At 55.0% G+C, this 13,722-nt stretch carries 8 protein-coding genes; 5 read left to right on the forward strand and 3 right to left on the reverse strand.

Annotated elements, in window-relative coordinates; genetic code table 11:
- Nucleotides 1-112: 112 nt before the first annotated feature.
- A complete protein-coding gene (locus VNX88_20750; protein ID HWY71108.1) occupies nt 113-1,597 on the forward strand; it encodes an MFS transporter in 1,485 nt (494 codons plus the stop codon).
- Nucleotides 1,598-1,661: 64 nt separating this feature from the next.
- Here the strand turns inward: VNX88_20750 and VNX88_20755 are convergent, their stop codons facing one another.
- Nucleotides 1,662-5,336: a carboxypeptidase regulatory-like domain-containing protein gene (locus tag VNX88_20755; protein ID HWY71109.1), complete on the reverse strand. Its 3,675-nt coding sequence runs from the start codon at nt 5,334-5,336 to the stop codon at nt 1,662-1,664.
- Between the two features lie 625 nt (nt 5,337-5,961).
- Here VNX88_20755 and VNX88_20760 point away from each other — a divergent pair.
- Nucleotides 5,962-6,771 (forward strand): class II aldolase/adducin family protein, encoded by an 810-nt coding sequence (locus VNX88_20760; GenBank protein HWY71110.1) that lies wholly within the window; start codon nt 5,962-5,964, stop codon nt 6,769-6,771.
- Between the two features lie 231 nt (nt 6,772-7,002).
- Here VNX88_20760 and VNX88_20765 read toward each other — a convergent pair whose 3' ends face one another.
- Entirely contained in the window at nt 7,003-7,275 is a 273-nt protein-coding gene (locus tag VNX88_20765; protein HWY71111.1) for a hypothetical protein, read from the reverse strand.
- Nucleotides 7,276-7,435: 160 nt separating this feature from the next.
- Between VNX88_20765 and VNX88_20770 the strand changes: the two genes are divergently transcribed.
- From VNX88_20770 to sucB, 3 genes are all read left to right on the forward strand, one after another.
- Nucleotides 7,436-7,903, forward strand: coding sequence for a VOC family protein (locus tag VNX88_20770; protein ID HWY71112.1), 468 nt, complete (start codon nt 7,436-7,438; stop codon nt 7,901-7,903).
- Nucleotides 7,904-8,465: 562 nt separating this feature from the next.
- Nucleotides 8,466-9,758, forward strand: a complete 1,293-nt coding sequence (locus tag VNX88_20775) for a Glu/Leu/Phe/Val dehydrogenase (GenBank protein ID HWY71113.1) — start codon at nt 8,466-8,468, stop codon at nt 9,756-9,758.
- A gap of 77 nt (nt 9,759-9,835) precedes the next feature.
- Nucleotides 9,836-11,293, forward strand: a complete 1,458-nt coding sequence (gene sucB, locus VNX88_20780; GenBank protein HWY71114.1) for a 2-oxoglutarate dehydrogenase, E2 component, dihydrolipoamide succinyltransferase — start codon at nt 9,836-9,838, stop codon at nt 11,291-11,293.
- Nucleotides 11,294-11,336: 43 nt separating this feature from the next.
- On the opposite strand, the gene ligA is transcribed toward sucB, so the two are convergent.
- A complete protein-coding gene (gene ligA / locus VNX88_20785; protein ID HWY71115.1) occupies nt 11,337-13,364 on the reverse strand; it encodes an NAD-dependent DNA ligase LigA in 2,028 nt (675 codons plus the stop codon).
- Between the last annotated feature and the right edge of the window lie 358 nt (nt 13,365-13,722).

Below are 13,722 nucleotides of genomic sequence, written 5' to 3' on the forward strand. Positions count from 1 at the left end.
GGCAGTCTCGCAGATTACAACTTTGTTAATCCAGTATTAACTTCACAAACCTCAAAGCTCCGGCTACAGTGACACGCCAGCATGTGACTCTGCGCAACAGGAGAACTTAACGATGGGAGCAGCCACGAATGTCTCGAGACCGGGCAGCGTCGCGGCCGACTTTAATCCGTGGAAGGTCATCTCCGCATCTGCCGTGGGCACGATGATCGAGTGGTATGACTTTTATATTTTTGGCAGCCTCACCGCGATTCTGGCTCCGCAGTTCTATCCACCCGGCAACGACACATTTGCCTACATCGCCTATCTGGCCACGTTCGCCGTGGGATTCCTCGTGCGTCCGTTTGGCGCTCTCTTTTTTGGCCGCATCGGCGATCTGGTCGGGCGAAAGTACGCCTTCCTCGTGACCCTCTCCATCATGGGAGGCATGACCTTCCTGATCGGATGTCTGCCAACCTACAAGACGGCTGGGTTGTTCTCTCCGATCGCCTTGATCGGCATTCGCGTACTGCAAGGTCTTGCGCTCGGCGGCGAATACGGCGGAGCCGTGATCTATGTTGCCGAGCACGTTGCTGATGAGAAACGAGGTTTCTACACGAGTTTCATTCAAATTACCGCTACGCTCGGCCTGTTTCTGTCACTGATTGTGATCCTGGCGACGCAGTCGTCCATGAGCCGGGAAGAGTTTGCCGCCTGGGGATGGCGCCTTCCCTTCCTGATCTCGATCGTGTTGGTGGCCATCTCGCTATACATCCGATTGAAGATGCGCGAGTCTCCTATCTTCACTCACATCAAGAGTGCGGGAATGGCCTCCCTCGCCCCGCTGAAGGAATCCTTCACGCAATGGACGAATCTGAAGCGCGTGCTCATCACGTTGTTCGGAGCTACGGCCGGACAAGGCGTGGTCTGGTACGCAGGACAGTTTTACGCGCTCTTCTATTTGCAGAGCATCCTGAAGGTGAACCCGAAGACCGCGAACATCATTATTGCCACGGCGCTGCTGCTTTCGCTGCCGTTCTTCACCGTTTTTGGTGCCCTCTCCGACCGAATTGGCAGGAAGAAAATCATCATGGCGGGATGTTTGCTTGCCGTGATCACTTACTATCCGATCTACCACGGTATGCAAGCCGCGGCCGGAAACAACGTAGTGAGCGTGAGCTCGACGAAGAATAGAGTGACGGGAGCCACGCAGCTTACCCCGTTGACTCCCGATCCCACCGGAAAGCTTGTGCCGGCTCCAGAAGCAAAGAATCCGAATTTTGCCATGCTCGTATTCCTGGTTTGGATTCAGGTGATCTACGTGTGCATGGTCTACGGACCGATCGCCGCATATCTGGTAGAGGCCTTCCCAGCGAGGATTCGCTATACCTCGCTGTCACTGCCGTATCACATCGGGAATGGTGTGTTCGGAGGCTTGTTGCCCCTCATTGGTCTATGGAGCTGCGCCGCAACCCAGAATATTTACGCCGGCTTGTGGTACCCGATGACGGTGGCCGGAATCACGTTCATCGTAGGCTCGTTGCTGCTTAAGGAAACAAGGCATGTCCTGATTTGGGACGAGGTCGCTCCTGTAGCCAGCGGCGGCGGAGCTCGTCGATAGAAGCTGGTCTAGGACTCCAAAAGAAAAGCCCACTCTTTCGAGTGGGCTTTTTCACAGCAGCTACTTAGAAGTTGAACTTCATCGCCAACTGCACGATCCGCGGATCGCGCGTGCTATTGACCTGGTTGAAGAACGTCGAAGAGAAGTTCGTGCCGGTGGTCGCGCCATTGTTACAACATATCGGATTGGTGTGGTTGAAGGTATTGAACGACTCCAACCGGAATTGTCCCGTGAAGCGCTCGGTGAACTTTATGTTCTTGAAGAGAGACAGATCCGTCTTCCAGAATCCAGGGGCGCGGATTGCACCGGGACGCTCGGTCGGCGTAGTTGTCTGTCCTGCCGGGGCAGTCTGGAACGCAGCCGCATTGAACCAATTCGTGAATGAGTGCTGCGCGCCCGAATTGGGATCGCCAACTTGATTTACACGGCAGCCGATCGGAGTAGCGCCGAAGCAGGCTGAACCAATTGCATCGAAGCAGTTCGTACCTGTTCCGGCGTTGCATCCGAGGTTCCCGATAATTGCTGTAAGCGGAAGTCCACTCTGGAACGTCTGCACACCCGAGAACTCCCATCCACCCAGCAGGTGGCCGATGGCTCCATGCTGGTCACGCATCCAGGGCAGCTCCCATACAAAGTTTCCAGTTGCTACATTGCGCCGATCCGCAACGGTAGGACCGTAGTTATTTCTAAAGTCAGTCGGCGTCTGGGGAAGGTTGTAGCCGCCGGTTGAGCGATCAGCAGGATCGGTGGTCAAGCCATGCGACCAGGTATAGGAGAAATTCACGTATGTGTTGCCCGAGAATTTACGCTGTACCTGCGTTTGCAGCGAGTGATAGTTGGAGGTGTAGATGTCGAGGAACCCAGTCTCTGGACCGTAGCCGACAAACGGCCGCACAACGTTCAGCTTGGTGGTATTGCCTGAACCGTTGACGCATGGCTGGGATGTTGGACACCCGGTTGAGATATCCACCCCGTTGCCCGCAACGGCGGTGGGGCCGGCGAAGCAGGGGCTTGCAGTTGTGCACTTCACGTATGCCGCGGGTGCCGGCTGGTTCGGATCGATGATGCCCGGCAGGTGGATACCGTTGTTGCCGTAATAACCGATATCGACAAACCAATTTCCCGGGAGTTGACGCTGAACATCCAAACTCCACTGCTGCGAATACGGCGACTGGTAGTCGATGGGCATGCGGGCGTTGATCGAGGGAGGTGTTTGTGTAGCTGCGACGGTAGTGGTTCCCACCGGGCTCGACAGCGTGCTGCGAGTGATGCTGAGGTTCTGCAGGAAGCCTGGGTTTAAGCCAACGTTTAGCTCGGCATTACCGAACTCGAGACCGTTGTCATAAAACATGCCATAGCCAAAGCGGACCGATGTCTTGCCGTCACCGTATGGATCCCAAGCGATTCCGATTCGGGGTGCAATCGCGCGGTTGAACTCCTTGCCCACTTTGCTACCGAATGGCGATTTTGTTCCTGTGAACCCGGCGAATGTCGGCGGATTTGCGTAGATGAAGCCGTTCAGCGGGGTGTAGTTGGGGTTGCAGGTGCTACTGGTAGGAATGCCATTGGTGAGCTTTACATCGTTCACTCCGGTAGAGGTAATGCAGGGAGCCTTGCTCGGATCGTAAAGTGCAGGATCGAAATTGCTCAAACGGCTGGTGCCGTTCGGACCGCTGGCGTCGGTGGGCTGGCGAAAGAAAGAATGCCGCACACCGTAGGTTACGGTCACGTTTGGACGAACGCGCCAAGTATCCTGAGCAAAGTATTCGAACTGATTGTCGAAGATGTTGGCTGTAACGTCCAAATTAGCTTGTGAAAAACTGCTGAGCTGGCCTTGCAGGAAGTTCGCCCACGATTGCTCGGCGCCGAAGGGACACGTTCCACCTGCTGCTCCCGTGCCTGTGCAGACAGGCGCGCCGCCGAAAGTCGTGGTCGCTGTTGGCGCATTGACCGTATCAAAAGAGTACGCGCCATTATTCGATCCGCTCAGTTGGTTCTCATGTTTGTTGTAGTGATAGAAGATTCCGCCAAACCGCATTGTGTGTTTGCCGACGACCTTCGTCACATTGCTGTAATAGCTGTGATTGACGTTAAAGTCATTGTAGGGCGCAGTTGGCGAAAGACCGCTACTGATGCCCGAGATAGTTAGGCCGGGGACGCGACCAAGAAGATTTGCGAATGGCAATGTGTTACCCACTGCCGATTTGACATCAGGCGATTTGTCGAAGTTAATCGCGCCTACTGCCGTATTTATCAGCGCACCGTATGAGTAACGATATCCGCCATCGATGAGCAGTGTTGGCGTTAGCGTGAGTGTGGCAGCAAGACTGTATTGATGGCCTGGTGAGTTAGTCGACGTCGTAGCGATGTTGTCGAGTGGCATGTTCAAGAACAATCCGCCAGCTTCTCTTGTCGGGTTGACGTCGTGGAGGTATTTGCCATTGACCGTGAGTTTCGAGCTAAAGACGTGGTCAACCTTGATCATGTCCTCGCGAAAGTTGAATATTCCCCGAAGCGCAGAAATGTTGTTGAAGGGATTCGCTGCCGCGGGAGAGTTTGGCTGGGGATAAAGAGAAAAGATGTCCTTCACATATGCTGCTGCAATCGGGTCCCAGGAAGATGCCGGAATCGAAGTGCCATAAGCCTGGCAGGTACCCGCCGTTCCGCCGGAATTCGCAAACTTCGTGCAAACGGTGTGCTGGAATTGTCCACTCAGCATGCTGGCATAGGGCACGCTGGCAGTGGGGTTTGAATAAGTCACGATTCGACGAGCTTCGTCGGAGAAGAAGAAGAACGTCTTGTCCTTTTGCTCGTAAACCTTAGGGATCCAGACGGGCCCACCAAAAGTGCCACCGAAATCGTTGTAGCGAAGCTTTGGACGTGTAACGATGGGTGTGGCGCGCTTATTGAAAAAAGTGTTGGCGTTGAGAACGTCGTTGCGGAAGAACTCGTACGCGCCTCCGTGAAAAGTGCTGGTCCCGGAGCGAGTCAAGACGTTGACCTGAGCGCCGGCAGAGCGGCCGGACTCGGCATCGTAGACTCCGCGTACGACGCGAAACTCAGCGATAGCGTCGACGCTGGGGAACGAGAGCAAAGTCAGGTTAGAGCCGCGATCAAGGTTGTCGGCGCCGTCCACAAGCCAATTGTTCTCTTCACGCCGATTTCCGTTCACCTGGATGCTCGCTAAATTCGTGCCGAGGGGAGCAGTCGCCCCGGGGAAGAGCTGGTCGGAATTCCCGGAATTGGACGTTCCCGGCACTAATGCCACCAGTTCCATGTAGTTTCGGCTGGTCATAGCGAGTTCGCGGATCTGAGTGCCATTTACCACACCAGTGGCTACTGCGCTTTCCAGGTTTACTTGCTGTCCTGAGGCTTCGACTGTAACCTTCTGCTCCTCAGACCCGACCTGCATAGTGGCATTTACTTGAAGCTTATCGTTGACGCTGAGCGCCATGCCCGTTTGCGAAAAGGTCCGGAAGTTGGGCATCTCCACTGTTACGGAGTAGTGTCCGATCGGCAACGCAGGGAAGGAAAACTCACCGCCGCCTCCCGATTTGGCGGTTCGAACGACAACGCCTTTGTCCGTATCGGTGAGAGTGACTTTGGCATTGGGAACGACGGCCCCACTTTGGTCCTTGACGATTCCCGAGATCGATCCAGTGTTCTCTTGCGCCATTGCGGCACAGGCCAGCCAGCAACACAGCGCGGCTATGAGTCCAAAACGGAACAACACACGCATCTTGCTCCTCCGATAGAGTGAAATTTTTGGGATATGAGGTCTCGCGATTGGGGTCCCGCGAGATTTTCAAGCCGTCGCATGCTAGTGGGGATCGATTGTCGTTGTCAAACCTTAATAACGGGCTAAGTGCTTATGTTGTCAATGAGTAAGGCGATATCGGGGCGGAAGAAACGTTTCTTTACATGACTGGCCACAGTTCGCCAGAGATTGACATGTTCGGTTCCTAAAGCGTGAAAGTCCGGATGACGGAACTTGCGCTCCGGCATTAGACTATTTGCGGTGAGTCGCCGGGCCAAACTGGTAGTGCTGGGTGTTGTCCTTGGGGCGATTTTGTATGTGTTGATTTCCCCTCTCCCGGAGCTGGCTGCCACCAACACTCTTAAGTTTCCCGTATTTCCGTTAATCCTGATTCTTCTCATCCTCTTATCCCCCACAGATAGTCCACGGCTGGTAAGGCTTTCGGGCGAAGCTGGTTGGTCCGACTGCCACATTTTGCTAGGGCGAACTTGCGTTATGCTCTGCTAATCTGTCACGCATCCGAGTTCCTGCATGGCTGATTTTTCTTTATATTGTTCTGCTTTAGATTGTGGCCAGCGCGTTGGCTGAGGTGAGGTTGGAGGTCCTGATGGGGCACTGGAAAGACATCATGCTGAGGGGAGCGGTGATTCCTCTCCAACAGATGGCAATGTTCCGCGAGCAAGTTGCGGTTCTGCGCGGTTCCCTGAGCTGCGAGGACCGGGCGCGGCACGAGCTGGTTCGCTTCGGCGCCCTGCTCCATGAGAACGGCTTTGTCGCGGCTACCGACGGCAATCTCTCGGTGCGGCTTGAGCAAGGTCGCGTGATGATCACGCCGTCGGGCTTCAGCAAAGGGATGATGCAGCCTGAGGATATGGTCGTCGTCGATCTCGCCGGAGGAAAGCTGGAAGGCACTTATAACGCCTCGAGCGAGGTTGAGATGCACCTCGCCATCTACCAGGAGCGACGTGACGTAGACGCGGTCGTGCACGCGCATCCATGTACGGCAACGGCATTCGCCTGCAACGGAATCTCCCTGGAAGAACCCATTTGTGCCGAAGTAGTGATGACGCTTGGCAAAGTTCCGTTGGCCCCATATGCGACGACGGGCACACCTGAGCTGACCAGCAGCATCCTGCCGTTTATCCGCGATCATCAGGCGATTCTGCTGGCGAATCACGGCGTGGTGACCTACGGCGAAGATCTGATGACGGCATACCTTCGCATGGAAGCCGTCGAGCACTTTGCCAAAGTAACCTTAGCGGCTCGTCAGATCGGGGCTCCGCAGGTGCTCAATCCAGTTCAGTTGGAAGCGCTGGAGCACGCACGGCGAAAGTACGTCGATCGTCAGCCGACAAAGTTCGATCGTCCTGGGCTCGCCCTCGAGACGCTGTGGCCTCAACTGGCCCGCAGGAACTAATCAGGTCCAACAGCGGCCTGCGAAAAAAGGTCGACCTACAGTCAGGGCCCTGTCCGGAAACAATTCACTGCTAATTCACTGTTATTCACTGTTCCTAAAACCGCAATTTGCGGATTCTCGGCAGAAGTCGATAACTGCTGAGTTAGTTTGAGAAAATTCACTGTTAAATTCGCTGTTCTTTGGCTTTTGGCTGACAGCTCTTTTCACTCCCAAGAACGTCGACGACTCAGGCTAGTGAACCTGGAGTGGCTTGAAACCTTTGCTCGGCACCGTCCACACCACGGATCCTTGCTCGTCGTAGAACTCGATCGCCGATTGATCGTTCTTCATACCCATCCTGGCCCGGACTCGTCCACTGCTGTCCTTCAAGACGAATTCCTGAGCCTCTACCGTTCTGGTGCGCGGCTCAATCTGCCCGTGAGCACCGAGAAAGATGGCGCACGCCAGAAGCATCAGTAAGAACCAACTCGCGATCCTCCAGTAGTTCACATTTCCAGCTGACATTTCGTCCTCCAGGTGTGGAGTCGGCCGGGCACACTCCGGCTCAGCCGCTGCAGGAAGGAAGAATGTGGATCGGCGGAACTCTTGCAGACTCTTTCGCCGAATCCTTCGGACGTTTCCGCCAGTGGCAGGAGGAATCCAAGGCGGTGCCAATAGTTTTAGAATGGCAACGTCTTTGGGGGCCTCAACCGTGAGCGTTGAAGCGAAATTGGAAGCAAATGTCAGACAGGCTGTGCCATTCTTTGGCGTGTCAGACATCGAGAGATCGGTGCGCTATTACACGGAAAGCCTTGGCTTTGTGATGACAAACAAGTGGATTCACGAAGGCAAGCTTCGCTGGTGCTGGCTCGAATTGGGCGAGGCAGCCTTGATGCTGCAGGAGTTCTGGCGCGAGGGACACCATGCGAATGTGCCGACGGAAAAGCTAGGAGTGGGCGTCTCGATCTGTTTCACCTGCAGAGACGCCCTCGCGATCTATCGCGAGCTCAGGTCAAAGGGCGTCGAAGCGCAACGGCCATTCGTCGGCAACGCCATGTGGGTTACATCCGTATCAGACCCGGATGGCTACAAGTTGTTCTTTGAAAGTCCAACCAACGCGCCAGAAGAATCGGAATACTCGGAAGCCTTGTGAAAAGGGGAGAGTGAAGAAAGCAACTGCAAGTGCAAAGACTCACGCAGATCAACGCAGATTTTAGAGATTCACACAGATAGGCAAGGGAGATCTCCTGAACCTCTGAGTCCCGTTGGTGAAATCCTGTGGTTCACGAATGCACGTCGGTAGAGGATCTCCAAGGTACAGTTCCCGTTGACATTCCCAGGAAAATCCGCGTCAATCCGTTAAATCTGCATTGATCTGCTGAGTTTTTGGTTTTGGCGTCAGATTACAAACCGCCCCACAGTGCGTCCATAAAACGTCGCTAACTCTGGGCCGCGGGGAGAGCCTCTCCTTTGCTGGATAGAACCCGCCGTCGGCAACGCCCTGTGGGTTACATCAAATCCAACATTGCCGCTGAAGTGGTAGTGTCTTAATGGGACATGCTGATAAGACACCACCCTGAAGGTTCGTTATTTGCGCAGTGTGGTATCCGAAATCTATACTGATAAGTTTGCTCGGGCGGCAGGTTTCAAGAGATGGCTCCCGTCTTGCCTGCGGCGTTCATATTTCTCAATCCGATCTTTAGCGAGACCATCCGATGACGACTCAAGCGAAGGAACCCAGCATTAGTACTCTCTCCGCCGAACAGGAATTCAACCCGTGGGAAGCCCAGGCCGCGCGCTTCGATTTGGCGGCACAGAAACTGAAGCTTGATCCCGGCATCTGGAAGGTTCTGCGCTATCCCAACCGCGAGATCATCGTCCACATTCCGGTACAAATGGACAACGGCAGTATCGAGGTCTTCACGGGATTCCGCGTGCAACACTCGATCGCACGCGGACCGGCAAAGGGTGGAATCCGCTACAGCCCGGATGTCTCGCTCGACGAGGTGCGCGCCCTGGCTAGCTGGATGACGTGGAAGTGCGCGGTCGTAAACATTCCCTTCGGAGGAGCCAAGGGCGGAGTCATTTGCGATCCCAAGAAGCTTTCGCAAATCGAACTCGAAAAGATTACTCGTCGCTACACTGCCGAACTCATCGAGTTTATCGGTCCGGAGAAGGACGTTCCCGCTCCCGACATGAACACGAACGAGCAGACGATGGCGTGGATCATGGACACCTATTCGATGCACATGCGTCAGACTGTCACGGCCGTAGTGACAGGCAAGCCTCTTAACATCGGTGGATCGCGAGGCCGCCGTGAGGCCACTGGACGTGGCCTGATGATCGTCTGCAACGAAGCCGTGCGCAAGTTAGGTATGCAGCCGGAAACTACACGCGTGATAATCCAGGGCTTCGGCAATGTTGGTTCAAACGCCGCCAAGCTGATGGCCGACGCCGGCTACAAGATCATCGGCATCGGCGAATACGACGGCGGTCTTTATAACAAGAACGGAATCGACGTCGATGCACTCCTCGTGCATCGCCAACGCAATGGCACGATCACAGGATTCAAAGGAGCAGAGGCGGCAAACACCAATGAGTTGCTGGTTACGGACTGCGACATCCTTGTTCCGGCAGCAACTGAGAACGTAATCACTAGCCGCAACGCCGACAAGATCAAAGCCCGGATCATTGCCGAAGGAGCCAACGGCCCGACCACCGCCGTAGCCGACGACATTCTCGCCGACAAGAACATCTTCGTAATTCCCGACATTCTCGCGAATGCCGGCGGAGTAACCGCTTCATACTTCGAGTGGGTGCAGGATCGCCAGGGCTTCTTCTGGAAAGAGTCTGTAGTGAACGAGCAACTCGAAGACATTCTGAAAGAATCGTTCGACGAAGTGGTTCGCTATTCAGAGACGCACAACGTAAACAATCGCATTGCCGCCTACATGCTGGCAGTAGATCGTGTGCAGTTCACAATTCGACAGCGCGGAATATATGCGTGAGGAGACGGCGATAGGCGATAGGCAATAAGCGAAAACGCCTTTTCGGTTTCAGCCTATTGCCTGTTGCTTATCGCCTATTGCCTCGCACTAGCGCCGCAGTTGTTGCGCTTATAATTAAAAGTTGCGTTCTAGCTCAGATTTTTGCTAGTGGAGACAGCATGCCAACAGATGTAATCATGCCTCAGATGGGCGAATCCATCTTCGAAGGCACTCTTACCAAATGGTTGAAAAAGCCCGGCGATAAAGTGCAGCGCGACGAGCCTCTTTTTGAGATCTCCACCGATAAGGTCGACGCCGAGATTCCCGCTCCTGCCAGCGGTGTGCTGAAGGAAGTAAAGATTCAAGAAGGTACAACCGTTCAGGTAAATACGGTCGTTGGTGTTATCGATGGTGACGGCGCCGGAGGTGTTGCGCCGAGTGCTCCCGCCAAAGCGGCGACACCAGAACCAGCCAAAGCTTCTGCTCCTGCGCGTCCCGCGACCACCGCTCAGCCCAGTGCCCCGTCTCAAGACGAAGATGAAACTGAGACAGAAAGTATCGCAGGCTCTAGTGCTCAACCTTCAAATGTTACTGAGATCAGCACTGGCGATAGCGATCGCGTCCGCTCCAGCCCGCTGGTCCGCAAGATCGCAAAAGAGAACAACGTCAACTTGACTCAGGTTCCCGGAACGGGAACGGGCGGGCGTATTACCAAAGAGGACATCCTCGGATTCATCCAGAAATATCCTGCAGGAGCACAGGCCCCGGCTCCAGCGCAGCGTCCGGCGGCTGCGGCGCCAAGCGCCCCACAAGCAGCGGCAGTCCCTGTTCCGTTGCTGCCCGCTCCCACTCTCGGCGAATTGGTGCCGATGACCAAGATGCGCTCGATCATCGCGCAGCGCATGGTTGAGTCCAAGCACACCAGCGCTCACGTCCACACGGTCTTCAAGGTGGACATGACGCGGATAGTGAAGATCCGCGAGCGCGAGCGCGCTAAATTTGAAACGCGCAATGGCGTAAAGCTTACCTACATGCCATTCATAGCACGCGCAGTGATTGCCGGTATCAAGCAGATGCCGATTATCAACTCGTCAGTGGAAGGCGATGGCATCCGCTATCACAAGAATGTGAACATCGGTATCGCGGTCGCGCTCGATTGGGGATTGATTGTGCCGGTAGTAAAGCAGGCGGAAGAGCGCAGCTTCGTCGGCCTGCAGCGCGCCATCAACGACCTCGCTGAGCGCGCCCGTGCCAAGAAACTCCTGCCAGACGAAGTTGTGGGCGGCACGTTTACGATTACCAATCCGGGAATCTTCGGTCCGCAGTTTGGGACTCCAATCATCATGCAGCCTCAAAGCGCGATTCTCGGTATGGGCGGACTGTTCAAAGAGCCGGTCGTAATTACAGATAAAGATGGAAACGATCTGATCGCAATTCGCTCCATCATTCGTCTCACCCTCGGCTACGACCACCGCATCATCGACGGCGCCGATGCCGACAAGTTCATGGTGGCGATTCGCAATTACCTCGAGAATTGGTCAGAGGATATTGGCTAGGGAACAATAGGAAGAGACGCAGCATGCTGCGTCTCTTCGTTGTTTAAGCCAGGAGTTTTGTCAGTCCGTCCTCGTCGATTACTGAGATTTTGAGTTCCTGCGCCTTGTCAAGCTTCGATCCCGCATCGCTTCCTGCAACGACGTAATCCGTCTTCTTGCTAACCGAGCCCGACACCTTCCCGCCCGCATCTTCGATCATCTTCTTCGCCTGATCTCGGCTGAGATTAGGCAAGGTGCCAGTTAGCACAAAGGTTTTTCCAGCCAGCTTTGTACCGCGCTGCTTCTTCTGACCTTCAAACTTCAGGCCAGCCTTGCGCAGACGCTCAACTAGCTCGCGGTTCCGCGGTTCCGAGAAGTATTCGGTGATTGCTTCGGCCACACGTGGTCCGACTTCATTCACCTGCTGAAGGTCATCGAAGCCGGCGTTCATGAATGAATCCATGCTGCCAAAGTGTTCAGCGAGCAACTCAGCGGTCCGCTCTCCGACGAACCGGATGCCGAGCCCGAGAATGACGCGCTCGAGCGGCAACTCCCTGGAGTTGTCGATCTCACGCAGCAAGTTCTGTGCAGATTTCTTCCCGATTCGCTCCAGCGATAGGAGCTTATCTTCCGTGAGCGAGTAGATGTCGGCGACGTCTTTCACGAGCTGTCGGTCGGCAAGTTGATTTACCAGAGACTCGCCCATGCCTTCGATGTTCATCACACCGCGCGAAGCGAAATGGAGCAAACTCTCGCGCAGCTTGGCCGGACACTTCGCATTCACACAGCGATGATCAGCCTCGCCCTCGGCGCGCACGACTTTTCCGCCACATTCTGGACAGTGCGTCGGAAACTCGAACGTGCGCTTGCCGCGGGGATGATCCTTGTCATCGATGACTTTGACGATCTTGGGGATCACGTCACCGCCGCGCTCCACTAAGACCCAGTCGCCAATCTTCACTCCGAGTCGATCAATCTCACCCTGGTTGTGCAGCGTGGCGCGTTTGACAGTCGTTCCACCAATGGGCACCGGACGCAACGCAGCGAGGGGAGTCAGTTTTCCGGTTCGTCCGACTTGTACCAGGATGTCTTCGATCTGTGTAACTCCTGAGCGCGCCGCGTACTTGTAGGCAATAGCCCATCGCGGAGCTTTGCCGGTAAAGCCAAGCTGCCGCCACAACTGCGTCGAATCCACCTTGACGACAATGCCGTCGATCTCGTAGGGCAGCTTCTCGCGCTGAGCTTCCATTTTGTTAACGAAATCCAGTATTTTGCCGAGATCGTTCGTTCGCAAACGATGTGGATTCACTTTGAATCCACATTTCTCAAGCGCGTCGAGAGACTCAAAGTGACTCGGGAGAAAAGTGCTGCCGTCCCGCAATAGGAAATAGGAGTAAAAGTCGAGCCGACGCTCAGCAACAGTGCTCGGATCGACCATGCGAATGCTTCCCGCGGCCGCGTTTCGCGGATTCGCGGCGCGCGAAAGTCCCTGCTGCTCGCGCTCTTCATTCATGCGCAGGAACGACTTGATCGGCATGATGACTTCGCCGCGCACTTCAAAATCCGGAGGAAGACCGGCTTCAGCGAGTTTTTTCTGATCAATCCGTAATGGAACGGTTGGCATGGTGCGGACATTCGTGGTTACGTCTTCACCAGTCGTGCCATCGCCACGCGTGAGCCCGCGAGTGAGTTGACCATCTTTATATGTAAGCGCCAGCGACATGCCGTCGAGCTTGAGTTCACAAACGAAGTCCACGCTCTTCTTACCTGTCAGCTCGTAGACCCGACGAGCCCAATCGCGAAACTCCTCCTCGTTGTGCGCGTTATCGAGCGACAGCATGGGGCTAGAGTGCTTAGCCTTAGGAAATCCGTCGCGTGGCTTACCGCCCACACGCTGAGTAGGCGAGTCAGGGGTAATCAGCTCAGGGTGCGCCGCTTCCAGGTTCTTGAGCTGCTGCATAAGAAGATCAAAGTCGGCATCGCTGATCTCCGGATCGTCGAGCACGTAATAACGGTGTTCGTGATGGCGAATCTGATCACGAAGGGCTTCAGTTTCACGTTCTAGAATGACAGCGGATTTAGCAGACATCATCGGAATGTCAGCAGGATATCAAGAGCATCCCGTTCGTTGTTTGTGCCTGGTGGTAACCTGAAAAACCCCAAAGCTGAACACGGAGGGCACGGAGGGATGCAAGAGGGCGCAGGGAGGGCGATTTCACTTTCGGAACATCAAATCATCAAAGCGGCGTTGAAGGTCCACTCTGAGTTGGGACCGGGATTGCTGGAAAGTGCCTAGCAGGCATGCCTCGCGTACGAGCTTCGAAAGGCGGGGCTTGAGGTCAAATCGGAGGTGGCCTTGCCGGTGATCTATGACAACGTCGCCCTGGACATCGGTTATAGGATCGATCTGCTAATCGAGAATGAAATTATCGTGGAGATAAAAGCAATCG

This window comes from Terriglobales bacterium, assembly GCA_035567895.1.
Classification (GTDB): domain Bacteria; phylum Acidobacteriota; class Terriglobia; order Terriglobales; family Acidobacteriaceae; genus Gp1-AA112.